The sequence below is a fragment of the Arthrobacter sp. Y3223166 genome (assembly GCF_059090935.1).
Window position 1 is genome coordinate 60,904 of the sequence record NZ_JBNHGE010000006.1, and the last position, 24,010, is coordinate 84,913.

18 protein-coding genes are annotated in these 24,010 nt (G+C 67.6%); 8 read left to right on the forward strand and 10 right to left on the reverse strand.

Features of this window, described 5'->3' with window-relative positions; all coding sequences use genetic code 11:
• Window positions 1–80: 80 nt before the first annotated feature.
• The 6 genes from AC5RUH_RS05145 to glyA are packed head-to-tail and all read right to left on the reverse strand — an operon-like array spanning window position 81 to window position 7,963.
• Entirely contained in the window at window positions 81–1,556 is a 1,476-nt protein-coding gene (locus AC5RUH_RS05145) for an L-serine ammonia-lyase (protein ID WP_494128075.1), read from the reverse strand.
• Between the two features lies 1 nt (window position 1,557).
• Window positions 1,558–2,187, reverse strand: coding sequence for a sarcosine oxidase subunit gamma (locus tag AC5RUH_RS05150; RefSeq protein WP_494026273.1), 630 nt, complete (start codon window positions 2,185–2,187; stop codon window positions 1,558–1,560).
• A complete protein-coding gene (locus tag AC5RUH_RS05155) occupies window positions 2,180–5,095 on the reverse strand; it encodes a sarcosine oxidase subunit alpha family protein (RefSeq protein ID WP_494128100.1) in 2,916 nt (971 codons plus the stop codon). Before AC5RUH_RS05155 ends, AC5RUH_RS05150 begins: the two co-directional genes overlap by 8 nt.
• A 14-nt stretch (window positions 5,096–5,109) precedes the next feature.
• Window positions 5,110–5,436 carry a sarcosine oxidase subunit delta gene (locus AC5RUH_RS05160; protein WP_494001737.1) on the reverse strand — a complete coding sequence of 109 codons (327 nt, stop codon included), beginning with the start codon at window positions 5,434–5,436 and terminating at the stop codon, window positions 5,110–5,112.
• 14 nt (window positions 5,437–5,450) lie between these two features.
• On the reverse strand, window positions 5,451–6,668 hold the full coding sequence (locus AC5RUH_RS05165; RefSeq protein WP_494128076.1) for a sarcosine oxidase subunit beta family protein: 1,218 nt from the start codon (window positions 6,666–6,668) through the stop codon (window positions 5,451–5,453).
• On the reverse strand, window positions 6,668–7,963 hold the full coding sequence (glyA, locus tag AC5RUH_RS05170; protein WP_494128077.1) for a serine hydroxymethyltransferase: 1,296 nt from the start codon (window positions 7,961–7,963) through the stop codon (window positions 6,668–6,670). The genes AC5RUH_RS05165 and glyA overlap by 1 nt, the downstream gene beginning before the upstream one ends.
• Window positions 7,964–8,131: 168 nt before the next feature.
• On the opposite strand from glyA, the gene AC5RUH_RS05175 reads away from it, so the two are divergent.
• Window positions 8,132–8,800 (forward strand): GntR family transcriptional regulator, encoded by a 669-nt coding sequence (locus AC5RUH_RS05175; protein ID WP_494128078.1) that lies wholly within the window; start codon window positions 8,132–8,134, stop codon window positions 8,798–8,800.
• Window positions 8,801–8,829: 29 nt separating this feature from the next.
• Here the strand turns inward: AC5RUH_RS05175 and AC5RUH_RS05180 are convergent, their stop codons facing one another.
• Window positions 8,830–10,338, reverse strand: coding sequence for a PucR family transcriptional regulator (locus AC5RUH_RS05180; protein WP_494128079.1), 1,509 nt, complete (start codon window positions 10,336–10,338; stop codon window positions 8,830–8,832).
• A 166-nt stretch (window positions 10,339–10,504) separates the two neighbouring features.
• Here AC5RUH_RS05180 and AC5RUH_RS05185 point away from each other — a divergent pair, with 166 nt between their 5' ends.
• The 4 genes from AC5RUH_RS05185 to AC5RUH_RS05200 all read left to right on the forward strand — a co-directional run bounded on the left by AC5RUH_RS05185 (window position 10,505) and on the right by AC5RUH_RS05200 (window position 15,247).
• Complete coding sequence (locus AC5RUH_RS05185; RefSeq protein ID WP_494001742.1) at window positions 10,505–12,109, forward strand: purine-cytosine permease family protein; 1,605 nt, start codon at window positions 10,505–10,507, stop codon at window positions 12,107–12,109.
• Window positions 12,110–12,195: 86 nt separating this feature from the next.
• Window positions 12,196–13,455 (forward strand): M24 family metallopeptidase, encoded by a 1,260-nt coding sequence (locus AC5RUH_RS05190; RefSeq protein WP_494001743.1) that lies wholly within the window; start codon window positions 12,196–12,198, stop codon window positions 13,453–13,455.
• A 102-nt stretch (window positions 13,456–13,557) separates the two neighbouring features.
• On the forward strand, window positions 13,558–14,382 hold the full coding sequence (locus AC5RUH_RS05195; protein WP_494128080.1) for a creatininase: 825 nt from the start codon (window positions 13,558–13,560) through the stop codon (window positions 14,380–14,382).
• A gap of 55 nt (window positions 14,383–14,437) precedes the next feature.
• On the forward strand, window positions 14,438–15,247 hold the full coding sequence (locus tag AC5RUH_RS05200) for an IclR family transcriptional regulator (RefSeq protein WP_494014659.1): 810 nt from the start codon (window positions 14,438–14,440) through the stop codon (window positions 15,245–15,247).
• Between the two features lie 40 nt (window positions 15,248–15,287).
• On the opposite strand, the gene AC5RUH_RS05205 is transcribed toward AC5RUH_RS05200, so the two are convergent.
• On the reverse strand, window positions 15,288–16,433 hold the full coding sequence (locus tag AC5RUH_RS05205) for an aromatic ring-hydroxylating oxygenase subunit alpha (RefSeq protein WP_494128081.1): 1,146 nt from the start codon (window positions 16,431–16,433) through the stop codon (window positions 15,288–15,290).
• A gap of 47 nt (window positions 16,434–16,480) precedes the next feature.
• Complete coding sequence (locus AC5RUH_RS05210) at window positions 16,481–17,686, reverse strand: NAD(P)/FAD-dependent oxidoreductase (protein WP_494050303.1); 1,206 nt, start codon at window positions 17,684–17,686, stop codon at window positions 16,481–16,483.
• A 246-nt stretch (window positions 17,687–17,932) separates the two neighbouring features.
• Between AC5RUH_RS05210 and AC5RUH_RS05215 the strand changes: the two genes are divergently transcribed.
• The 3 genes from AC5RUH_RS05215 (at window position 17,933) to AC5RUH_RS05225 (ending at window position 22,849) form a co-directional block, all read left to right on the forward strand.
• A complete protein-coding gene (locus tag AC5RUH_RS05215; RefSeq protein ID WP_494001748.1) occupies window positions 17,933–18,283 on the forward strand; it encodes a bifunctional 3-phenylpropionate/cinnamic acid dioxygenase ferredoxin subunit in 351 nt (116 codons plus the stop codon).
• 31 nt (window positions 18,284–18,314) lie between these two features.
• A complete protein-coding gene (locus AC5RUH_RS05220) occupies window positions 18,315–20,225 on the forward strand; it encodes a BCCT family transporter (RefSeq protein WP_494014662.1) in 1,911 nt (636 codons plus the stop codon).
• 140 nt (window positions 20,226–20,365) lie between these two features.
• On the forward strand, window positions 20,366–22,849 hold the full coding sequence (locus AC5RUH_RS05225; RefSeq protein ID WP_494128082.1) for a GcvT family protein: 2,484 nt from the start codon (window positions 20,366–20,368) through the stop codon (window positions 22,847–22,849).
• Between the two features lie 64 nt (window positions 22,850–22,913).
• On the opposite strand, the gene AC5RUH_RS05230 is transcribed toward AC5RUH_RS05225, so the two are convergent.
• Window positions 22,914–23,969, reverse strand: a complete 1,056-nt coding sequence (locus AC5RUH_RS05230) for a zinc-dependent alcohol dehydrogenase family protein (protein ID WP_494128083.1) — start codon at window positions 23,967–23,969, stop codon at window positions 22,914–22,916.
• Window positions 23,970–24,010: the final 41 nt, after the last annotated feature.

The window sequence follows — 24,010 nt, forward strand, 5'->3', positions numbered from 1 at the left end:
GGTCTGGCTTTTCGTGCGGCGGTCTCGTCGGGACTGCCGTGCGGCTGGCGGTTCAGCGCTGGCTGTTCAGCGCTGGCTGTTCAGCATTCGACGACGTTGACGGCCAGGCCGCCGCGCGACGTCTCCTTGTACTTGGACATCATGTCCGCCCCGGTCTCCCGCATGGTCTTGATGGCCATGTCCAGGGACACGCGGTGGTCGCCGTCGCCGGCCAGTGCCAGCCGGGCGGCGTTGATCGCCTTGACGCTGGCGATGGCGTTGCGTTCGATGCAGGGAATCTGCACCAGGCCGCCCACCGGATCACAGGTCAGGCCCAAATTGTGCTCGATTCCGACCTCGGCGGCGTTTTCCACCTGCTCCGGTGTCCCGCCGAGCACCGCGCACAGTGCACCGGCCGCCATCGAGCAAGCTGACCCGACTTCGCCCTGGCAGCCGACCTCGGCCCCGGAAATCGAGGCGTTGGTCTTGAACAGGATGCCTATGGCTGCCGCTGTGAGCAGAAAATCCACCACCGCGTCGTCGTCCGCGCCGGGCACGAACCTGGTGTAGTAGTGCAGCACGGCGGGCAGGATCCCGGCCGCCCCGTTGGTGGGGGCTGTGACGATCCGCCCGCCGGAGGCGTTTTCCTCGTTGACCGCCAGCGCGTACAGGTTGACCCATTCCATCGCCCACAGCGGGTCGGCGTTGGGCGTGCCGTCCGCTGCCCGTGCCTCCTCGGCGGCACGCAGCCTGCGCCGCAGCCCCGGGGCACGCCGGCGGACCAGCAGCGACCCGGGCAGGGTCTCCTCGGTGCGGGTACAGCCGTTTTCCACACACTCCTGCATCACCGCCCAGATGCGCAGGAGGTCCGCCCGCAGTTCGGCTTCGCTGCGCCAGGTGAGTTCGTTGGCCAGCATCACGCCGGCTATCGACGTTCCGGCCTCGCGGCAACGGGCGAGCAGTTCCGCGGCACTGGAGAACGGGTACGGGAGCCGTTCCCCCTCCCCGGCAGAGCTCGCCGCACCGGCGTCGCGCGCGGTGGCGCCGCCGTCGCGCTCCCCCGCCCCGGCGTCGCGCGCAGCCTCTTCCGCCGCACGTTCGGCCTCCTCGGCGGTGACGACGAACCCGCCGCCCACCGAGTAATAGGAGGACGCACGCAGCGGTGAGCCGCCGGCGTCGTACGCCGTGAAGGTCATCCCGTTCGGGTGCGCCGGCAGCGAGCGGCGGCGGTGCAGCACCACGTCGGAAGCAGGGTCGAACTCCACCGGGTGCGTGCCGGCGAGGCTCAGCTTCCGCGCGGCCGCCGCCTCCTGCACCTGCGCGTCCGCGGCATCCGGATCAACGGTTTCCGGGTCCTCGCCCTGCAGGCCCAGGATCACGGCCTTGTCCGACCCGTGGCCGGCCCCGGTGGCACCGAGCGAGCCGAACAGCTCCGACTTCACCCGGGCCACCGACTCCAGCAGCCCGTCCGCGGCCAGTGACGCGGCAAACTGCCGGGCGGCCCGCATGGGGCCCACCGTGTGAGACGACGACGGCCCGATGCCGATCGAAAACAGGTCCAGCGCGCTCAGTGCCATCTCAGTCCACCTCGGGCGAGGCAAACTCCGTCATGGCGTCCAGCAGCCAGCGCGCGGTGTAGTCCGCGAACGAGGCCCGCGGCATGATCCGGTAGACCTGGCCGCCGTCCCGCTCCGCGGTCTGCCACAGCAGCACCGGCACCGGGCCCAGCTGGGTGGTGATCGCCGTGCCCGGACCGAACGCCCGCGGGTGCAGGTCCGCGTGGCAGCCCTTCTCCAGCACCAGCCTGGCCGAGGGTCCGGAAAGTTCCAGCGTGGTGCGGTTCGCGGACAGGTCGACGACGGCGCCCGGCTCCCCGCCGAGCGCGGCGGTCAGGTCAGCCGTGGCGTCCGTGCCTTCGGGGCCGACCAGCAGGAACTCGTCCGGCCCCAGCCACAGGATGGCGGTCGAGTCCGCGCTACCGGAAACCTGGCCGTGGCCGGCCGGCAACGGCAGACCGGCGGCGGCCTCCAGCGCCTTGGCGCCGGCCGATCCGGGCTCCGCCCGCAGGGCGACCATGTTCAGGAACGGGATTTCACGCAGGCTGACGCCGCGTTCGCCGGCCACGGCGCCCTGGCTGATTGCCTCGGTCAGGTGCGCCAGCGGGCTGCGGCGCAGTGCTTCGATGTTGGTCAAGACCTGTTCAGCCATCACGACGGCTCCCTTCGGGGTCGTAGAGTACGGGTTCTGCGATGACGACGTCCACCAGCTGCCCGTTGAGGGGTGCCTGCAGCGTCTCGCCGATGCGGTTGCGGCCGTTTTTGATCAGGGCCAAGCCGAAACTGCGGCCCAGCGCGGCGCTGTGGTAACTGGAGGTCACGTGCCCCTCCATCGGCACCGGCGCCTCGGCCGGCGCGATCCGCGTGCCCTGGTTGACCAGCTGTGCGCCCTCCGGCAGGCGGAACGACTTGTCCACCGGCAGGACCCCGACCAGCTGCTTGCGGTCCTCGCGCAGGTTGTCGGCGCGGGTGTAGGAGCGCTTGCCCACGAAGTCCTTGGCCTTGGAGACCACCCAGTCCATCCCGGCGTCCTGCGGGGTGACCGTGCCGTCCGTGTCCTGGCCGACGATGATGAAGCCCTTCTCGGCGCGCAGCACGTGCATGGTCTCGGTGCCGTACGGGGTGATGTTGAACTCCGCGCCGGCCTCGGCCACGTCTTGCCAGACCTTCAGGCCGTACCAGGAGGACACGTTGATCTCGAACGCCAGCTCGCCGGAGAACGAGATCCGGCAGATGCGGGCCGGGATGCCGGAGGCCAGCGTGGTCTCCCGGAACGCCATGAAGGGGAAGGCGTCGTTGTCCAGGTCCAGCTCGGGCGCCAGCTTGGCGATGACCGCGCGTGACTTCGGGCCCACGACGGCGACGGTGGTGTACTGCTCGGTGACCGAGTTGCACACGACGTCCAGCTCCGGCCATTCGGTCTGCAACCACTCCTCCAGCCAGTCCAGCACCTTGGCGGCACCGCCGGTGGTGGTCGTCATGAAGTAGCGGTCCTCGTCCAGGCGCAGCGTCACGCCGTCGTCGAAGATCATCCCGTCCGGGGTGCACATCAGCCCGTAGCGGCCGAGGCCGGGCTTCAGTTTCTTGAACGCGTTGGTGTACATCCGGTTCAGGAATTCGCCGGCGTCCTTGCCGCGGATCTCGATCTTGCCCAGGGTGGTCGCGTCCATGAAGCCGACGGATTCGCGGACGGCAGCGCATTCGCGCAGCACCGCGGCGTCCATGTCCTCGCCCGGCTGCGGGAAGTACCAGGGCCGCTTCCACTGCCCGACGTCCTCGAACAGCGCGCCGTGGGCGACGTGCCAGGGGTGGATCGAGGTTAGCCGCGCCGGGTCGAAGAGCTCCCCGCGCTGCCGGCCCGCCAGTGCGGCGAATGCCACCGGCGTGTAGGGGGCGCGGTAGGCGGTGGTGCCGATGCTGCCGACGTCCGGGTTGTTTAGCGCCGCGGCGATGACGCCGATGGCGTTGACGCCGGAGGTCTTGCCCTGGTCGTTGGCGGTGCTGATCGATGTGTACCGCTTCACATGCTCCACGCTGCGCATTCCGGCCCCGGTCGAACGCAGCACGTCGGCGACCGTCTGGTCGCGTTGGAAGTCCACGAAGTGGTTCTTCCAGCCGGCGGCCTCGCCGTCGAGGGCGGGAACCAGCCACAGCGGCCGGATCGGGGAGACGGTTTCGGCGGCGGCCGCGGGGACCTGCGGGTCCACGCCGAAGCCGGCACGGGTGGCCGCTTCAGCGCCGGCGGCGGCGCCTTCCCGCAGGCTGCCGGCCAGATCCAGGGTTCCGTTGCAGGCGCCGGCGGTCTGCTGGTCCTTGACCGCGTGGCCGGGCACGAAGGCCGCCAGCTCGTCGTTCCAGGACAGGCGGCGTTCGCGCTGACTGTGCAGGTGCACCACCGGGCTCCAGCCGCCGGAGACGGCCAGCAGGTCCGTCTCGATGGTCTCCGGTTCCCCGGTCAGCTGCCCCTCGTCATCCAGACCGCTGACGACGACGGCGCTGATCCGTCCGCCGTCGTTCCGGCCTTCGGTGTCCACCACGGCACTGCCCGTGATCAGGCGGGTGCCGGCCGCGCGGACCGTCTCGGCCGCGTCGCCGCCGATCTCGGTGCGAGCCTCCACCACGGCGGCTACGGTGATGCCGGCCGCGGACAGGTCGGCGACCAGCTGGTACGCCGAGTCGTTGTTGGTGGCGACGACCACTTCGTTGCCGGCGGCCACCGCGTACCGGTTGAGGTAGCTGCGGACGGCGGAGGCCAGCATGATGCCGGGGCGGTCGTTGTTCGCGAAGACGATGGGACGTTCGTGCGCACCGGTGGCGAGCACCACCTGCTTGGCGCGGACGTGCCAGATGCGCTCGCGGGAGACACCGGCTCCCAGCTCGCCGGCCAAATGGTCGGTGCGGCGCTGGACGGCGACGATGAAGTTGCTGTCGTAGCTGCCGAATGCCGTGGTGCGGGCCAGGTAGGTGAGCTCTTCGGCGGCGGACAACTCGGCGGCGGTCCGGTCCACCCACTCCTGCGCGGGCAGGCCGTCGATGGTCTCGCCGCGGCCCGACAGCAGGGAGCCGCCGGCCTCCGGCTGCTCGTCCATCAGGATCACGCGCGCACCGCTCTTGGCTGCCTCGCGTGCCGCGGCCAGGCCGGCCGGGCCGGCACCGACCACCAGCACGTCGGTATGCACGTACTTGCGGTCGTAGACGGCCTCGTCCGTGCGGGGATCCAGCTGGCCCAGGCCGCTCAGCAGCCTGGCGTCCATGCCGTCCGTCAGCTCCAAAGCCGTCGCCGGCAGCATGGACTCGTCAACGTGCCCGGTGTAGCGGGCACTGACCTTGACCAGGGCGTTGGGCTCTTCCACGCCGGCCGACATGATGCCGCGCGGGCGGCCGAGATAGAGCGAGTCGCCCACCGTGACCTTCCCGGCGGCGAGCAGTGCGGAGGCCAGCGTGTCCCCGGCGTAGCCGGTGTAGGTGTCGCCGTCGAGCGTGAAGTTCAGCGGCTTGTTCCGGTCGATCCGGGCAGCGGCGCCGGCGGGGGCGGCAAGCCGCTGGGACTGGTTGGCGATGTTGCCGGTGGCGGTCATTTCGCTCCTCCTTCGGCCGGCTGGGCCTTGGCACCCGCGAGGCTGCCGAGTTCGATCGGTGGTTTCTCGCCGGGCTTGTACACGGCTTTGAATTCGTAGCTGACGGTGTCGCGCACCGCGTTGAACCAGCGCCTGCAGCCGGTGCTGTGCACCCAGCGTTCGGCGAACAGGCCCTTGGGGTTGGCGCGGTAGAAGAGGAACTTCGCCCATTCCGCGTCGCTCAACTGGTTCGGGTCCGCCGGGTAGGCGACGTGGGCCTGGCCGCCGTAGTGGTATTCGGTCTCGTCGCGCGGCCCGCACCAGGGGCATTCGATCAGAAGCATCTCGGTCTTCCTTCCTAGTGGGCCACGGCGGCGGCGCCGTGTTCGTCGATGAGGTGTCCGGTCTCAAACCGGTCCAAGGCAAATGGCGCGTTCAGCGGGTGCGGTTCGTCCGTGGCGATGGTGTGGGCGAAGGTGTAGCCGGCGCCCGGCGTTCCCTTGAACCCGCCGGTGCCCCAGCCGCAGTTCACGTAGAGCTGGTCGATCGGCGTCTTGGACACGATCGGCGAGGCGTCCATCGTGGTGTCGACGATGCCGCCCCAGGTCCGCAACACGTGGGCGCGGGCGAAGATCGGGAAGAGCTCGACGGCGGCCGCCATCTGTTCCTCGATGACGTGGAAGGCGCCGCGCTGGCCGTAGCCGTTGTAGGTGTCGATGCCCGCGCCCATGACCAGTTCGCCCTTGTGTGCCTGGGAGACGTAGACGTGGACGTGGTTGGACATGACCACCGTGGGGTGGACCGGCTCGTGCAGCTCGGAGACCAGCGCCTGCAGCGGGTGCGACTGGATGGGCAGCTCGAAGCCGGCCAGTTCGGCGAGCACCGAGCTGTGTCCCGCGCCGGCCAGGCCGACCTTGCCGGCGTTGATCCGGCCGCGGCTGGTTTCGACGCCGACAACCCGGTCGCCGTCCTTGAGGAATCCGGTGACCTCGCAGTTTTGGATGATGTCCACGCCCATCTCGTCGCACTTGCGGGCGAAGGCCCAGGCCACGTGGTCGTGCTTGGCGATGCCGGCGCGGGGCTGGTAGGTGGCACCCATGACCGGATAGCGGATGTCGTCCCCGGTGTTGATGATGGGGCACAGTTCCTTGATCTGGTCCGGGGTGATCCACTCGGCATCCACGCCGTTGAGCTGGTTGGCGTTCACCCGGCGGATGCTCTCGCGCACGTCCTGCAGGGTGTGCGCCAGGTTCATCACGCCGCGCTGGGAGAAGAGGAAATCGTATTCCAGTTCCTCCGGCAGCTGCTCCCAGAGTTTGAGCGAGTGCTCGTAGATTCCCGCGCTCTCGTCCCAGAGGTAGTTGGAGCGGATGATCGTGGTGTTGCGGGCCATGTTGCCGCCGGCCAGCCAGCCGCGTTCCAGCACCGCGATGTTGGTCATGCCGTGGTTTTTGGCCAGGTAGTAGGCGGTGGCCAGGCCGTGGCCGCCGCCGCCGACGATCACGGCGTCGTACGAGGATTTCGGCTCCGGATTCCGCCAGAGGAAGTCCGGGTGCTCGGGCAGCAGATCGGCCATTATTCGGCTCCGTTCGGCTCGGCGTTCAGGTTGGGGTAGAGCGGGAACTTCTCCGCCAGCAGGGCCACGCGGCCGCGGAGCTCGGTGAGCAGCTCCTCGTCCGGTGCACGGGTCAGGGCGGCGGCAATGATGTCTGCCACCTCGGTGAATTCGGCGGCGCCAAAGCCGCGGGTGGCCAAGGCAGGGGTGCCGATCCGCAGGCCGGAGGAAACCATCGGCGGGCGCGGATCGAACGGGACCGCGTTGCGGTTGACGGTGATGCCGATGGAGTGCAGCCGGTCCTCGGCCTGCTGGCCGTCCAGTTCCGAGTTGCGCAGGTCCACCAGGACCAGGTGCACGTCGGTGCCGCCGCTGACCAGGCTGATGCCGGCGGCCGCCACGTCGTCGGCCAGCAGCCGCTGGGCCAGCAGCCGCGAGCCCTCGAGGGTCCGCTGCTGGCGGTCCGCGAACTCGTCGGAGGCGGCAAACTTGAAGGCCACGGCCTTGGCTGCCACCACGTGCTCCAGCGGGCCGCCCTGCTGGCCGGGGAACACCGCGGAGTTAATCTTCTTGGCCAGCTCCTGCTTGGACAGGATCACGCCCCCGCGCGGGCCGCCCAGCGTCTTGTGCGTGGTGGTGGTGACGACGTCGGCGTACGGCACCGGGTTCGGGTGCAGTCCGGCGGCCACCAGGCCGGCGAAGTGCGCCATGTCCACCATCAGGTAGGCGCCGACCTCGTCGGCGATCCGCCGGAACTCCGCGAAGTCCAGCTGGCGGGTGTAGGCGGACCAGCCGGCCACGATCAGCTTGGGCTTGTGCTCGACGGCGAGGCGCTCCACCTCTGCCATGTCGATCCGGTGGTCGGACTCCGAGACCCCGTAGGGCACGACGTTGTAGAGCTTGCCGGAGAAGTTGATCTTCATGCCGTGGGTCAGGTGCCCGCCGTGTGCCAGGTTCAGGCCCAGGATGGTGTCTCCCGGGGACAGCAGCGCGAACATGGCCGCGGCGTTGGCCTGGGCACCCGAGTGGGGCTGGACGTTGGCGGCTTCCGCACCGAACAGTGCCTTGACCCGGTCGATGGCCAGCTGCTCGATCACGTCCACGTGCTCGCAGCCGCCATAGTAGCGCCGGCCCGGGTAGCCCTCGGCGTACTTGTTGGTCAGCACCGACCCCTGGGCCTCCATCACCGCGGTGGGGGCGAAGTTTTCCGACGCGATCATCTCCAGCGTGGACTGCTGGCGTTCCAGCTCCCGCGCAATGGCACCGGCCACCTCGGGATCGGCCGCAGCCAATCCGGTTGTCAGCGTGTTCACCATCCGACTTCTCCTTCAAAGAACCTGATCAATCACAACTAATGTTTGACTGATATATCAGAACTGATTGCAATAGTATGGGGGAGATCACACCCCGTCAAGAGGTTCCTTCCGGCATCGAATTCCCGGCCGGCAGGACCCCGACCAGGTCAGCGGACCATTAGGAGCATCATGAGCATCACCGCGGAACCCGATGCCGGAACCGAGCCGCTGTCGCTGGCCGAGCAGGCCTACCGTGCGGTGCGGGACAAGCTGATCATGTTGGATATCCGCCCCGGCGCCCCCATCAATGACGGGCAGCTGGCGGCGGAACTCGGCTTTGGCCGCACTCCGGTGCGCGAGGCCCTGAAGAAACTGGAGGTCGACCACCTGGTCATCTCCTATCCGCGCCGCGGCACCTTCGCCACCATCGTGGACATCACCGAACTGGCCGCTGTGTCGGAACTGCGCCGCGTGCTGGAACCCCTGGCGGCCCGCAAGGCAGCGGAGTCGGCCGGGGAGGCAATGCGCGCAGAACTGTCGCAGCTGGCGCGGGACATCGGGAAGCTCGGCGACGCCCGGCCCGACAAACACGACCTGATGCGTTACGACCTCAGCGTGCACCGCGCCATCTATCGCGCCGCGGGCAATCCCTACCTCGAGGACACCCTGATCAGGCTGGACAACCTGGCCACCCGCATCTGGTGCCTCGTGCTGGATAAGGTGCCGTCCGTCGCCGGCCACATCAGCGAGCACGTGGAACTGCTGGACTCGATTGTCGACGGCGACGCGGACCACGCTGCCGGCCTGGCCCTCGAGCACATCACCGGCTTCGAAAAGGCCATCCGCGCGGTGTTGTAACGCGGGGAAGGTGTCTTTGGCGGAACCGTTCAGCCGCCGATTTCGGCGGGCGAGGGGTTCTTGGCCAGGCGGACCGCCAGGTTGAGCCCGGACATCTTGGGCGTGCCCCGGGGGTCCTCGCCGATGAGGTCGAAAATCTTGCGCAGCCGCTTATGCAGCGTTTGGCGTTCCACGAACAGGATCCGCGCAGTCTCTGCGGAATTGCAGCCGCTCATGAGCCAGGCGTCGAGGGTGTCCAGCAGCCGCGTCCCCCGCTTCCGGTCATAGTCCAACAGCTCGCCGAGCAGTTCCTGGGTGATTCGTCCGGCGACCGGTCCGGAGAGCTCGCGGGCCGCCAGCCGCTCCAGGACAAAGTCCTCGCAGTCGCGGATGTTGCTTTCCAGGTCGTCCGGGGGCCCCACCGCTTGGGTCAGCCTGGCCTCGACCAGGGACGAGTGGGCATGCAAGGGCGTGGCAACCGTCGGCCCGATCGCACCAGCCACCGCCAGGCCGCGGAAGTCCTCACGCAATCCGGCCAGGATTTCCCGCCGCTCCTGGCGCGTGCCGCTGATGCTGAGCTGGACCAGGGCGCACAGGCTCTCGCCGTCCAGATAGGTCCGGGCATCGGGACACCGGTTTTTGAGGATCCTTTCGGCCACTCCGCGTACGCTGGTCAGCCCAATCCGGCGAAACACCATGACGAAGGCCGGTTGTACGGTCGAGAGGCCCGCGGCGGTGCACAACTCGTGGATGTGGGAGGCGCCGGCGCCGCTGATGACGGCCCGCATCAGGGCGGTGTGGGCAATCTGCTGCGCCGTCGGCCTGTGCTGCTGCGACACGGCGAGCGCCAGAATGCCGCCGATCCGCTCTCCCACCGTCTTCAGCAGCTCCGGGGCAACATCCCGGCGGCTTTGCAGCCGCAGGCGCGCCGACACCAGGCTGCCAACGAAAATGTCCGATTCCACATTTACGGAGGTGGGATCGGGCGGGAAGCCGCCAACGAACTCCAAGACGGTCCCGCTGGGGTCCAGCAGCGCCGCCTCGATCCGCAGCGACTGCGAGACAATCTCGATCAGGGGGCTCAGTGCCGGACCGGAAGAAGCCAGGTGTTCCGCCAAGCGCTGCGAGATGGAATCGGCGGTTTGCAGGGCCGTGACATGTTCAGACACGACTTTCCGGTTGACTTCTTCCGCGATCTCCACGAACGGGACCACGCGCCGCAGCTCGATCAGCGGCAGCCCAACCTCTTCGGCTGCCTCCACAAGCTCGGCCGAGAGCGAGCGGCCGGAGCCCGCGGTTTGGATCGCCAAGGCCGTCACATGCCGGGCCGCCAGGCTGCGGATGTACTCGTGTTGTGCGGCGGGCCGGAGGTTTAACAAGGCGTCCCCGCCGCTCAGCAGCAGCTCCTGGCCGCGCAGCAGCGGCGCTATTTCCAAAACTTCGCTCGAATGCACCCATCTGACCTTGCCGCCGGGAATCTGGCTTTTGCCGGCCCGAACCAACGGACTGGCGCGCCGCATCAGTTCAAGCCCAAGCACATCCGACAACATCACGACCATGGATAATCCCGCCTCTGAGCAGCCCGATCCGGTGTAGGGGGGACAGTCCGTCACCCTCCATGCATCTAAGTGGTTACGGTCCGACTATACGCTGTGAGCTGCATCACCTCCTAGTCTGGGTGAAGTCCTGCTCCGCCTCGCGTTGCAAATCGTCAGGAGACCCGCCATGAGCCAGAGATCCGCCACGAAATCCGAACAGGCCACCCAACACGTAGAAGACATCCTGCAGCCGGTTCCCGAATCGGCCCGTACCACCAAGCTGTCAGGCCAGTTCTGGATCTGGGCCGGCGCCAACGTCGCCCCGATCAACTGGATCCTGGGTGCCCTGGGCATCCACCTCGGATTGAGCCTTGCCGATACCCTCACCGTGCTCATTGCCGGCAACGTCATCGGCATGCTTGGCTTCGGCTTCTTCGTAATCCTCGGGCAGCGCACCGGAGCTACCGGCATGTTGCTGGCCCGCGGAGCGTTCGGCCGCAGGGGCGCCTACCTACCCGCAGCCATCCAGGCCGTGATCGCCATCGGATGGTCCGCCGTCAACACGTGGGTCATCCTGGACCTGATCATGGCGCTGTTCGGAATGATCGGCTGGGTTGATCCTGCGGCCACCAACTTGGGGTGGCGCATCGGCACGGCTGCCGTCATCATGTCGATCCAGGTGGCCATTTGCTACCGCGGCTACCGCGCCATTTCCCGCTTCGAGCGGATCACCATGCCGCCCACCGTCCTGGTCCTCATTGCCATGTCGATCGTGGCCTGGACGCAGCTGGACATCGACTGGAGCTACCAGGGACCCGTGGGCGAGGTTCTCACCGGCATGCCGCGGATCGCTGCCATGTCCTCGATCATGACCGCCATCGGCATCGGCTGGGGCATCGGCTGGTTCACCTACGCTCCCGACTACTCCCGCTTCGTGAGCAAGAAGATCCGGCCCGCAAAGCTCTATGTGGTCAGCGTCCTCGGGCAGTTCCTCCCCGTGGTCTGGCTCGGCGTCCTGGGCGCCAGCCTGGCGACAAAGAACGGCACGGCCGATCCCGGCCAGCTGATCGTGGAAAGCTACGGAGCGTTCGCCATTCCGGTGATCCTGCTGGTCATCCACGGACCCATCGCAACCAACATCATCAATATGTACACGTTCGGTGTCGCCACGCAGGCCCTGGACATCCAAATCTCCCGCAAGAAGCTGTCCATCGTCGTCGGTGGCCTGGCAATGGCGGCGGTCATCGGTTTCATGTTCGCGACTGACTTTGCCCACATGCTGCACAACTGGATCATCGCGATTGCAGCGTGGGTCGCGACCTGGGGCGGGATCATGGCCGTTCATTACTTCGTCTTCGAGCGCCACCACAAGAACTTCAGCTACCTCTTCCGCTCGCCGTCCGACACCCAGCTCAAGGCCTTCAACCCGGCGGCTTTCATCGCCTTCTTCGCCGGCATTTTCATGACCTGGATGTGCATGTACGGCTCGGTTCCGGTCCTCCAGGGACCCATCGCGACCGCGGTCGGAGGCATCGATTTCTCGTGGCTGGGCGGGACCATCACCTCGGCCACGGTGTACTTCCTGCTCGGATACTCCCGGTTCCGTTCTCGGATTGCCGCCGGCATTCCGCTCGGCTTGAAGCAGGACAGCTCCGACGAGGAATTCCTGAAGGATCACGGCGACTGCGAAACAGCGTTGGTCGAGGCCGACCATCCCGCAGGCTCCGTTGCCGCGCTGGCACCGGAGGCCCCGGATGCCCCGGAGGACCGCACCCCCGCACCCACGGCCTAGCCGGCGGACCGACGCATCAACATGCGTGGCCGCACCAACCTCAAAGCCACCTTTCCCGCACACAGAAACACCACGAAGGAGATCCAATGACCATCGCCCCCGCCTCCCCCTCCGCCAACAGCGTGTCCGAGCTCGAGCGCCTGAAGGTCCTGCACAACGGTGAGAAGCAGCAGCTGACCTTCTCCGATGCGGAATTCGAACGCCGTCTGGCCGGACTGCGGCAGATTATGGCCGCCAAGGAGCTCGACGCGGTCATCCTGACCAGCTACCACGGCATCAAGTACTACTCGGACTTCCTGTACACGACGTTTGGCCGCAACTACGCCCTGGTCGTCACCGCAGACGACTCGGTCACGGTCACCGCCAACATCGACGCCGGAATGCCGTGGCGCACCAGCTACGGCGAGAACATCGTCTACACGGACTGGAAGCGCGACAACTTCTACTTCGGCCTGCAGGAAGCCCTGCGCCAGCGCGGCGTCAGCGCACGCCGCCTCGGTGTCGAGGACGATGCCCTGCCGCTGATGACCCGCCAGCGCATCCAGGCCGCCTTCGACGGCGCCGAACTGCTCGACGTCTCGCAGGACGCGATGCGCCAGCGGATGATTAAGTCGGCCGAGGAAATCGAGGTCATCAAGCACGGTGCACGGATCGGCGACCTGGGCGGCGAGGCCATCAAGGCGGCCATCCGGGAAGGCATCAGCGAGTACGAAGTGGCACTGATCGGCACCGAGGCCATGGTTCACGAGATTGCCCGCACCTTCCCGCACCGCGAAGTCCGTGACACCTGGGTCTGGTTCCAGTCCGGCATCAACACCGACGGTGCGCACAACTGGGCCACCACCCGAAAGCTGCAGCGTGGGGACATCCTGTCCCTGAACTGCTTCCCGATGACCTCCGGTTACTACACCGCGCTGGAACGGACCCTGTTCCTGGGCGAGCCGGACGAACGCTCGCTCGAGCTGTGGAACATCAACGTAGAGGTGCACCGCCGCGGGCTGGAACTGATCAAGCCCGGCGCCGTCTGCAAGGACATCGCCGCCGAGCTGAACGAGATCTACATCGGCCACGGGCTGCTGGCGAACCGCACGTTCGGGTACGGCCACTCGTTCGGCGTCCTCTCGCACTACTACGGACGCGAGGCAGGCCTGGAACTGCGCGAGGACATCGACACCGTCCTGGAACCGGGCATGGTCGTTTCCATGGAGCCGATGATCACCGTCGCCGACGGCGAACCCGGTGCCGGCGGCTACCGCGAACACGACATCCTCGTCATCGGCGAAGACAGCGTGGAAAACATCACCAAGTTCGGTTTCGGCCCCGAGAACAACATCATCCAGGCCTGACCCGACCTGCCGGGGCGGGGCCGTCCGGTCCCGCCCCGGCAGCACCACCTGCAATCCACCGCTCATCGCGAATGAGCCGCACAACGATCGTTTGGAGCAAGCATGCCTGCCAGCGTGTACATGGAAGAACTCGACGCCTTTACCTATCGGGAACGCATCGCCGACGACAACGCCGTCGTGCTGATCCCGGTCGGCTCCATAGAGCAGCACGGGCCGCATATGCCGCTCAACGTGGATGTTCTCCTGTCTACGGCGTTGGCCGGTGCGACGGCGTCATCCATCGGTGGTGTTGTCGCCGCTCCCGTCGTCTACGGGTACAAGTCCCAGCAACGCTCCGGGGGCGGCAACCACCTCCCCGGCACCACCAGCCTCGACGCCGCGACGGTCATTTCCATCGCCAAGACGCTCACCCTGGAATTTGCCCGGCACGGTGCCCGGAACATTGCCTTCATCAACGGCCATTTCGAGAACTACCAGTTCCTGTACGAAGGCGTCGACCTGGCGCTCCGCGAACTGCACCAAAGCGGCGTCCAGGACGTCAAGGTAGTGCTGCTCTCCTACTGGGACTTCGTTGACGAGCGGACCATCACCGAGCTGTACCCGGATGGCTTCACCGGCTGGGACCTGGAGCACGGCGGCGTGCTGGAAACCTCGCTCATGCTGCACCTCTACCCGGAGCGCGTCCGCATGGACAAGGTCGTCGACGCTCCCCCCGCCGTCCTGCCGAACTACGATGTCCTGCCCGTCAACCCCGAACTGACACCGGCCTCCGGCTGCCTTTCCTCCGCGGCCGAGGCGACCGCCGGCAAGGGCAAAATCCTCCTCGAGCGGGCATCGGCCGGCATGGCTGCCGCCCTGTCCCGCGAATTCTCCCCTGCCGTGGCGCAGGCACGCGCCGCCGACCCTGAATCCGTCGCGGCACTGTAGGACCAGCTTCGCCGTGCGGGCCCACCCCGCCCTGCCGCAATGAGATTATGGTCCTATGGCCGATCCTGAAGAGTTCGACGACGAGGCGTCGCCGGAGAACCTGAACCGCGGCGTGCAGTCTGTGGACCGCGCCATCACCGTGCTCGAGATCCTGGCCCGACGTGGCGCCGCCGGCGTCAGCGACATCGCCGAGGAAATGGGCGTGCACAAGTCCACCGCGTCGCGGCTGCTGGCGTCCCTGGACCAGCGCGGCATGGTGCAGCAGAACAGCGAGCGCGGCAAATACCAGCTCGGCTTTAGCATCCTGCGGCTCGCGAACTCGATCCCGGGGAACCTGAGCCTGGTGCGCGAGGCACGGCCCGTGCTGGAGCGGCTGGCGGAGCAGTACAAGGAAACCGTGAACCTGGCAGTCCTGCGTTCCAACTATGCCGTCAACGTGGACCAGGCGCGGGGCACCTCCACTCTGGCGATGTCCGACTGGATCGGCAGTCTGACGCCCCTCCACGCCACGTCCAGCGGTAAGGTCCTGCTGGCGGGGCTCACCTCCGAAGACCGGCTCAAGATCGTGAAGCAAACCCGGTTGCCGGCGCAGACCGCGAACACGATCACCTCCCGGCAGAAACTGGAAAAGGAGCTGCTCCAGGTCTCCGCCCAGGGCTACGCCGTCGTCAAGGAAGAATTCGAGATCGGCCTGAATTCCATTGCTGTTCCGGTATGGGACCACCTGGGAACCGTTATCGGATCCGTCAGCATTTCGGGCCCGGCCTTCCGGTTCAAGCCCGAGCAGATTGACGGGCTGGTCGAGGACATCAAGCAGGCCGGGCAGGACATTAGCGCCCGGATGGGCTACTCCCGGGACAGCTGACCGCCGCCGGCTACCCAATGACGACGCCGGCGCCCGGCTGTCATTTGACGACGGCGGCGGCGGGCTCTCCGGCCAGTCGGGCCGTGACCCACTCGTGGAACGCGCTGATGTGGTGTTCGCTGGGAACCAGCACGCCGCCGTTGGCGTAGATCTTGGAGCCCATCGCCGGCTGGCAGCGTTCGCACGCGTCGAAGTCCTGCTGGTTCACCCGGTGAAAGAGCTCGACGGAGGCCGTGAGGTCCTTTCCGGCTTCCACCACGCCGGGCATGTACAGCCAGTCGCACTCCACCACTGTCCGGTCCGCGGCCAACGGAAACATCCGGTGGATGATCACGTGGTCCGGCACCAGGTTCAGGAAGACCGTGGGTCTGATGGTCACCGCGTAATAGCGCCGGTCCTGGTCGTCGGCGATGCCCGGAATCCGTTCCAGGCCTTCCGACCCGTCCACCGTGAAGCCCTTAACGTCCTCGCCGAATTCGGCGCCGTGGCCCACAAAATACTGCGCGGCCAGTCCATCGGCGAACTCCGGCAGCACTTCCGTCAGCTCCGGATGGATGGTCGCGCAGTGATAGCACTCCATGAAGTTCTCGATAATCAGCTTCCAGTTGGCCTTCACGTCGTACCTGATCCGCCGGCCCAGGCTGAGGTTGGCGATGTCGTAGCCGTCGATCGCGCCGGCGTCGCCCAGGCGCTCTTCGATCGCCCCCACCACGTCGTCGTCGAACGACGGCGGTTCCTCCGCGAGGCACAACCACACGTAACCCAGGTATTCGCGCACCGGAACATCCATCAACCCGTACTTTTGCCGGTCGATATCGGGCATCTTGGTGAGATTGGGCGCCGCGATGAGCTTGCCATCGAAGTCGTATGTCCAGGCGTGGTAGGGACATTGGAACGCACGTCCCGCCTCACCGCTCTCTTCCATGCAAAGTTTGACGCCGCGGTGCCGGCAGATGTTGTAGTACGCACGGACGGTGCCTTTGCGGTTGCGGGTCACGATGACCGATTCGCGGCCAATCTGGACCGTCCGATAGGCGCCGGCTTTGTCAAGGTCGGCGGACCTGACCGCACAGAACCACATCTGCTCGAAGATGCGTTCCTGCTCGGCCCGAAAGACGTCGTCGTCAACATAGGTATGGCCGGGCAGGGTGGCGATCAGGCTATCCGAAACCATTTCGGCGGTCATGCGAACTCCTTTGAACAGAACTGGCAGCGGGAGAATGGGTGCGTTGCTCAGGATGCGGCGGCGAATTCGGCTGAAAGTACGCCCAGGTGCCGTTCGGCTTCCCGGTTGAGGAATTTGCGCCACCTGGTGAACTGGCGGACCTGGTTGACACCCAGCACGGCAACGGGGTCGGCTCCGGCGTAGTAGACGGCGAGGAAGCTGTTGTCTTCGAGGCAGCCGTGTTCAATTTCAACCCGGTCGTGGCCGTGCACGTGGCCGGCAAACTGAATGCGCGAGCCGTATTGGTCGGACCAGAAATAGGGCGGATTGACCGGCGGCAGGGTCGCGGTGTCCTGCAACAGCGCTGCCACTGCAACGGCAGGTTGCTCCAAGGCCCCGGTCCAGTGCTCAACCCGCTGGTGCGCCCCTGCCCGCGGGTTCCACCAGGCCGCGCAGTCCCCGACGGCCACCACTGAGGAGACGCTGGTGCGGCCCGCCGAGTCGCAGAGCACGCCGTTGCCCAACTCTATTCCGGAGCCGAGCAGCCAGTCGGTGTTCGGTTGCCCGCCGATGCCCACCAAGACGATGTCGGCGGGAAGTTCCCGCCCGTCGTCGAGCACCACGTGGCTGACGTTTCCGCCGCTGGTGCGGAAGGACCGGACAGATGTGCCGCACAGCATCTCCACCCCGCCGGCCGAGTGCAGCCCGGCGACGGCCGCACCCATCTCGACGCCCAGGGCGCCGGACAGTGGGGCAGGAGACCGCTCCACCACGGTGACGTCGAGGCCCGCGTCACGGGCGGTCGAAGCGGTCTCGGCGCCGATGAAGCCTGCCCCGATCACCACCATTTTCCGGCCGGGAAGCAGATGACCGCGGAGCGCACGGGCATCGTCCAACGTGCGGAGGGTGAAAACGTTCGCGCAGCCATCGACTTCGGGGAGTACCCGGGCGGAGGACCCGGTGGCCAGGACCAGTCCGTCCGCGGCGAGGCTCCGTCCGTCGCTGAGCGACACGGTCATCGACTCCGGGTCGAGGCCTATGGCCGTCACACCCAAAATCCATTCCGCGGCCAACTCGTCGTCCCCGTCGACTAATGCCAGGTCCGCCTCCGAGACCCGGCCCGCCAGGAAGTCCTTGGACAGCGGCGGACGGTCGTAGGGCGGATGCACTTCCGCTCCAACGACGATCAGGCGGCCGGCAAAACCTTGGTTCCGTGCCGCCCGGGCCGCAGAAAGCCCGGACAGCGAAGCTCCGATGACAACAAGGGTCTGCATGGATAGGGCCTTTCACAGCATGAGGGTCCACGTTTTCCGAAGAAGCAGCGCCTGACGCAACACGACGCGCTATGTGAAACAGCGTGAAGACGGATTCCGCGTGTGTCAAGGGGTAAGGACCCGCAGAAAAGAATTTCTCCAAACCCTTGACAACGGAATGTGACCCGGCACACTGTTGCCTATCGTGAACGCCGTTGTTCACGACGGAACTTGGCACGCTGTGTCGTTGCGAAAGAAGGCGCCCCCATGCATCAGGCCTGCCCCTTAAGCCAGCTAACCCCCGGCGACGCCATCCGGCTTGACACTTCGCCTCCCATCGCCGTCTTCCACACGGAAGAGGGCGAGCTCTTTGCCATTGACGACACGTGCACCCACCAGGACGCCTCGCTGGCGGACGGCTGGGTAGAGGGCTGCGAAGTCGAGTGCCCGCTGCACGCGTCGAAGTTCAATCTGCGTACCGGCGTCGTTGACGCGCCGCCGGCAAAACTCCCGGTCCGCGTCCACGGTGTCTCCGTCGTGGACGGCATCATCATGGTCCAGGAATCAGAAGAGGCCCCGAATCTCCCGCCCGGCCTGCAGGTCGACGGGTTCGTGTAGCCGGGCCTTCGTCATCCACCAAAGGAACCAGATGTCAGTGAACAACGATCTTGCAGTTGATGATGGCCCACCCGACCACGAGGTGCAGCGGGTGCTGGCCCAGGAGCCCTCCGACAGACCGGCCAATGCGCCGCCGGATCAAGCGGGCACCGAGGAGGACGCCCGGATCCTGGCCGAGCTTCGGGAGAGCGAGAACGAGCAGGCGCTGGCGGGCCGCCAGCGGACGAGCGGAGGCTTGGACAAGACAGTCTTCGCCGTGGCCGGCGCCCTCGCCGTCGCTTTCGTAGCCTGGGGTTTTCTGGCCACCGAGCATCTCGGCACCACCTCGGTCACCGTACTGAACTGGGTGATGGAGAATACCGGTTGGCTCTTCATCCTGCTGGCCTCGCTCTTCGTGGTTTTCGTGCTGTGGCTGGCGATCGGCCGGTTCGGCAACATCCCGCTGTCCAAGGACGGCGAAAAGCCGGAGTTCCGCACCATCTCCTGGATCTCCATGATGTTCGCCGCCGGCATGGGCATCGGCCTGATGTTCTACGGCGTGGCAGAACCGATGTACCACTACATCGCCCCGCCGCCCGGCACCGTGGACGGGCAGACGCCGGAGGCAATCCAGACGGCGATGGCAACCTCGCTGTTCCACTGGACGCTGCACCCGTGGGCGATGTACGCCGTCGTCGGCATCGCCATGGCCTACGGCACCTACCGGCTGGGCCGCAAACAGCTGATCTCGGCAATCTTCACCTCCCTGTTCGGCAGCAAGACGGTGGAGGGACCGGCCGGGAAGTTCATCAACATCCTGGCCATCTTCGCCACCCTCTTCGGCACGGCCGCGTCGCTCGGCCTCGGCGCCCTGCAAATCGGCAGCGGCTTGGCGTTCAACGGGTGGGTGGGCGAGCTGGCCACCGGCGTGCTCGTGGTCATCATCGCCGTGCTCACGGCCTGCTTCATCGCCTCGGCCGTCTCCGGAATCCGCCGCGGCATTCAGTGGCTGGCCAACATCAACATGGTGCTGGCCGTTCTTCTGGCGCTGATCGTGTTCCTTGCCGGCCCCACGCTGTTCATCCTGAACCTGGTGCCGGCCGCCGTCGGGGATTACGCCCGCGACCTGGCCGAGATGGCCTCCCGCACCGAAGCGGTGGGCGACGAGGCGCTGCGCAGCTGGATGTCCGGCTGGACGGTCTTCTACTGGGCCTGGTGGGTGTCCTGGACACCGTTCGTCGGCATGTTCATTGCCCGGATCAGCCGCGGCCGCACCATCCGCCAGTTCGTCACCGGCGTGCTGCTGGTGCCAAGCGTTGTGAGCGTCGCCTGGTTCGCGATCTTCGGCGGCGCCAGCTTTGGAGTGCAGGCCGCGGCAGACGCCACACCGGATACCGGCGACGGGCTGGTCGACATGGTCGACGGCGAACCGACCATCTCCTTCGACGGCGCCCTCTTCGATCTGCTGCAAAACCTGCCGTTGCCGAACATCCTGGCCGGCGCGGTGGCGATCCTGGCGATGGTTCTGGTAGGGATCTTCTTCGTCACGGGCGCCGATTCGGCCTCGCTGGTGATGGCTTCCCTCAGTTCCAACGGGGCCGAAGAGCCCTCCCGCGGCGTCGTGATCTTCTGGGGCGCGCTGACCGGCGGAGTCGCTGCGGTGATGTTGCTGGCCGGCGGGGACCAGCCGGCCGAGGCCCTGAACGGGCTCAAGAACATCACCATCGTGGTCGCGCTGCCGTTCGTCCTGGTGATGCTGCTGATGTGCATTGCGCTGGCCAAGGACCTGCGCCGTGATCCGCTGGCGCTGCGCCGCCGGTTGGCCGACTCCGTCGTGGAACGCGCCATCCGATCCGGGGTGGGCCAGCACGGCGGCAGCAGGTTCGACCTGGTCACCAAACACGAATGCGACGACACCTGTCCCGAAGGGAAGTGCCCGGCAGCTGCTCCACCGCCCGCCTAGGCTGCCCTGCGGCGGGCGGCCGGGGCAACCGGGCCACCCGCCGCACCCCAAACTCGCCGCCCCACAACGCATGACGCACATCTACAACGCATGGCCCCGCATCTCTTGCCCCGCCCTGCTACCTGAAGGAGCATTACCGCATGAGCACTTCCCCGCGCATCGTCATCATCGGAGCAGGGATCGTCGGCGCCAATCTGGCGGACGAACTGGCCGCCCGCGGCCGCACGAACGTGACCGTCCTGGAGCAGGGCCCGCTGCATCTGGCCGGCGGGTCGAGTTCGCACGCACCCGGGCTGGTCTTCCAAACCAATCCGTCCAAGACCATGACCGAATTCGCCCGCTACACCGTGGGCAAAATGCGCTCGCTCTCGGCCGACGGCATCTCCTGCTTCAACCAGGTGGGCGGGCTGGAGGTGGCCACCACGCCCGCCCGGTTCGAGGAGCTCAAGCGCAGGGCCGGCTTCGCCGCCTCCTGGGGCGTGGAGGCCCGGCTGATCGACCCGGATGAATGCGAAAAGCACCATCCGCTGCTGCCGGCCGGCAACGTGCTCGGCGGCCTGCACATCCCCTCCGACGGGCTGGCCCTCGCGGCCCGCGCCGTCCGGCTGCTAATCGCCCGCGCCTCCGCCGCCGGCGTCGAGTTCCGCGGTTCCACCACCGTGACGGGCATTGAGCACGACGGCGGGCGGGTCACCGCGGTGGAGACCGACACCGGGAGGGTGCCCGCCGACGTCGTGGTCTGCTGTGCCGGGTTCTGGGGGCCGAAGATCGGCGCCATGGTCGGCATGACGGTGCCGCTGCTTCCGCTGGCGCACCAGTACGTCAAGACCTCGGCGCTGCCGGCGCTGGCCGGCCGGAACGAACTGCCCAACGGCGCCCGGCTGCCGATCCTGCGCCACCAGGACGCGGACCTGTACTTCCGCGAGCACGGCGACCGGCTGGGCATCGGTTCCTACGCGCACCGGCCCATGCCGGTGGACCTGGACGGGCTTCCGGCTGTCGCGCCGGCGGACGTCTCCGACGACCGCATGCCCTCGCGGCTGGGCTTCACGCCGGCGGACTTCGAACCGTCCTGGCGGGAAAGCCAGCGGCTGCTGCCAGCCCTCCGCGGCGCGGGCATCACCGACGGCTTCAACGGCGTTTTTTCCTTCACCCCCGACGGCGCCCCGGTGATCGGGGAGTCCCCGGACGTCGCCGGTTTTTACCTGGCCGAAGCCGTGTGGGTCACCCATTCGGCGGGAGTGGCCAAGGCGGTTGCAGAGCTGCTGGTGGACGGGCGGTCGCAGACGGACCTGCACGAAGGCGATGTGCGCCGGTTCGAAGACGTGCAGCTGGCCCCGGAATACATCAGCGAGACGTCGCAGCAGAACTTCGTGGAGATCTACGACGTGCTGCACCCGCTGCAACCGCGCGAATCCCCGCGGAACCTGCGCACCAGCCCCTTCTTCGGCCGCCAGCAAGAGCTCGGCGCGGTCTTCCTGGAGTCCGGCGGCTGGGAGCGCCCGCACTGGTACGAGGCCAACGCGGCCCTGCTGGCGACGCTGCCGCAGGACTGGCGGGAACCGGAGCGCGACGCCTGGGCCGCCCGCTACCACTCCCCCATCGCCGCGGCCGAAGCGTGGAAGACGCGCACCGCCGTCGCCATGTACGACATGACGCCGCTGAAGCGGGTGGAGGTGTCCGGGCCGGGCGCCCTGGCCCTGCTGCAGCGGCTGGGCACCGGGCAGCTCAACAAGAAACCCGGGGCGGTGACTTACTGCCTGTTGCTGGATTCCGGCGGCGGCATCCGCAGCGACATCACGGTGGCGCGGCTGGCGCCGGAGCGGTTCCAGGCCGGCATCAACAACAACGCCGACTACGAGTACCTGCGCGGCGAGGCGGCCGCGCAAGCGCAGGCCGACCCGGCCCAGTGGGTCCGGGTCGAGGACATCACCGCCGGCACCTGCTGCATCGGGCTCTGGGGGCCCTTTGCGCGCGGCGTGATGGCCAAGGTCAGCAGCGACGACTTCAGCAACGACTCGCTCAAGTACTTCCGCACGGCCCGGGTGCGCATTGTCGGCCTCTCCGTCACCGCGATGCGGCTCTCCTATGTGGGCGAGCTGGGCTGGGAGCTGTACACCACGGCCGACCAGGGGCTCAGGCTCTGGGACGCGCTGTTCGACGCCGGGCAGGAGTACGGGATCGTCGCCGCCGGCCGGGCCGCGTTCAACAGCCTGCGGCTGGAAAAGGGCTACCGGCTCTGGGGCACCGACATGACCACCGAGCACACGCCGGAGGAGGCGGGCCTCGGGTTCGCGGTCAAGGCGGACAAGGGCGAATTCGTCGGCGATGCCGCACTGGCCGCCGCGGGCGCGCCGGCCCGCCGGCTGCGCTGCCTGACCATCGACGACGGCCGCTCGGTCGTGCTGGGCAAGGAGCCCGTGTATGTGGACGACGTCCCGTCCGGCTACGTGACCAGCGCGGCCTTCGGCTACACGGTGGGACGGCCGGTGGCGTACGCGTGGCTCCCTGCGGACATCGGGGAGGGAGACGGCGTCGAGATCGAATACTTCGGCCGCCGCATCCCGGCCACCGTCGCCGCCGAGCCGCTGGTCGACCCCGGCATGGAACGACTGCGCGGCTAGCCGTCGGCGCTGACGGGGCGCCTGCGCGGCCGGCCGTCCGCGCTGGCGGGACGCCCGGCCCCGGCTAGGGCCGCAGCAGCACCTTGATCGCGCGGCGCTCGTCCATCGCCCGGTAGGCTTCCGCGGCGTCGTCGAGGGGCATGACCGCGTCGAACACCTTGCCGGGGTTGATCTTCCCGGACAAGACGTCCTCGAGGAGTTCGGGAAGGTATTGGCGGGTGGGCGCGGCGCCGCCGGCTACGGCAATGTTCTTCGAGAACAGCACGCCGATGGGCAGTTCGGCGCCGCCGGCGGGGACCCCCACGAAACCGACGGAACCGCCGGGCCTGGTGCAGCGCAACGCCTGGTCCATCGACTCCGCCGTGCCCACGCACTCGAGCACGGAGTCGGCCAGCACGCCGCCGAGCAGCCCCTTGACCTTCTCGGCGGCGGCCTTCCCGCGTTCTGCCACCACATCGGTCGCCCCGAATTCGCGCGCCAGTGCCGCCCGGTCGTCGTAGCGGGACATCGCGATGATCCGCTCGGCGCCCAGCCGCCGGGCTGCCAGCACTCCGCACAGCCCGACGGCGCCGTCACCCACGACGACGACGGTGCGTCCCGGGCCGACCTTGGCGCTGATGGCCGCGTGGTGTCCGGTCCCCATCACGTCGGAGAGCGTGAGCAGGCTCTTGGCCAGTTCCTCTCCCGGTTCGGTCACGCCGGGCACCGCAACCAGCGTGGCGTCCGCGTGGGGCACCCGCACCGCTTCGCCCTGCCCGCCGTCGACCGGCAGGCCGTGTTCGTCCCGGCCTCCCCAACTGGCCCGGCGTTCGCAGGAGGTTTGCACGCCGTTGCGGCAGGGCGGACACTCGCCGCAGCTGATGGCCCACGGGGCAATGACGAAGTCGCCGGCGGACAGCGCCTGCACCGCGTCGCCGGTGGCCTCGACCACGCCGATGAGTTCGTGGCCGATGGGATGCGGCCTGCCCGGCTCGCGGATGCCGCGGTAGGGCCACAGATCGGAGCCGCAGACGCAGGTGGCGCTCACGCGCACGATCGCGTCGGTGGGGGCAAGGATTTCCGGGTCGGGTCGTTCCTCGACCCGGATGTCGCCCGGTCCGTGGATGATGGCAGCGCGCATTAAGCCTCCTGTGCAGTGGTGGTGCTTTCCAGCCTAACCGC

What these genes read in the sequence shown, in the direction of transcription:
- AC5RUH_RS05190 (WP_494001743.1), top strand. Translation starts at nt 12,196, where the DNA reads ATGACCATCGCCCCCGCCTCCCCCTCCGCCAACAGCGTGTCCGAGCTC.
- AC5RUH_RS05165 (WP_494128076.1), bottom strand. Translation starts at nt 6,668, where the DNA reads ATGGCCGATCTGCTGCCCGAGCACCCGGACTTCCTCTGGCGGAATCCG.
- AC5RUH_RS05205 (WP_494128081.1), bottom strand. Translation starts at nt 16,433, where the DNA reads ATGACCGCCGAAATGGTTTCGGATAGCCTGATCGCCACCCTGCCCGGC.
- AC5RUH_RS05225 (WP_494128082.1), top strand. Translation starts at nt 20,366, where the DNA reads ATGAGCACTTCCCCGCGCATCGTCATCATCGGAGCAGGGATCGTCGGC.
- AC5RUH_RS05185 (WP_494001742.1), top strand. Translation starts at nt 10,505, where the DNA reads ATGAGCCAGAGATCCGCCACGAAATCCGAACAGGCCACCCAACACGTA.
- AC5RUH_RS05210 (WP_494050303.1), bottom strand. Translation starts at nt 17,686, where the DNA reads ATGCAGACCCTTGTTGTCATCGGAGCTTCGCTGTCCGGGCTTTCTGCG.
- AC5RUH_RS05175 (WP_494128078.1), top strand. Translation starts at nt 8,132, where the DNA reads ATGAGCATCACCGCGGAACCCGATGCCGGAACCGAGCCGCTGTCGCTG.
- AC5RUH_RS05200 (WP_494014659.1), top strand. Translation starts at nt 14,438, where the DNA reads ATGGCCGATCCTGAAGAGTTCGACGACGAGGCGTCGCCGGAGAACCTG.
- AC5RUH_RS05220 (WP_494014662.1), top strand. Translation starts at nt 18,315, where the DNA reads ATGTCAGTGAACAACGATCTTGCAGTTGATGATGGCCCACCCGACCAC.
- AC5RUH_RS05150 (WP_494026273.1), bottom strand. Translation starts at nt 2,187, where the DNA reads ATGGCTGAACAGGTCTTGACCAACATCGAAGCACTGCGCCGCAGCCCG.
- AC5RUH_RS05215 (WP_494001748.1), top strand. Translation starts at nt 17,933, where the DNA reads ATGCATCAGGCCTGCCCCTTAAGCCAGCTAACCCCCGGCGACGCCATC.
- AC5RUH_RS05145 (WP_494128075.1), bottom strand. Translation starts at nt 1,556, where the DNA reads ATGGCACTGAGCGCGCTGGACCTGTTTTCGATCGGCATCGGGCCGTCG.
- AC5RUH_RS05195 (WP_494128080.1), top strand. Translation starts at nt 13,558, where the DNA reads ATGCCTGCCAGCGTGTACATGGAAGAACTCGACGCCTTTACCTATCGG.
- glyA (WP_494128077.1), bottom strand. Translation starts at nt 7,963, where the DNA reads ATGGTGAACACGCTGACAACCGGATTGGCTGCGGCCGATCCCGAGGTG.
- AC5RUH_RS05230 (WP_494128083.1), bottom strand. Translation starts at nt 23,969, where the DNA reads ATGCGCGCTGCCATCATCCACGGACCGGGCGACATCCGGGTCGAGGAA.
- AC5RUH_RS05160 (WP_494001737.1), bottom strand. Translation starts at nt 5,436, where the DNA reads ATGCTTCTGATCGAATGCCCCTGGTGCGGGCCGCGCGACGAGACCGAA.
- AC5RUH_RS05180 (WP_494128079.1), bottom strand. Translation starts at nt 10,338, where the DNA reads ATGGTCGTGATGTTGTCGGATGTGCTTGGGCTTGAACTGATGCGGCGC.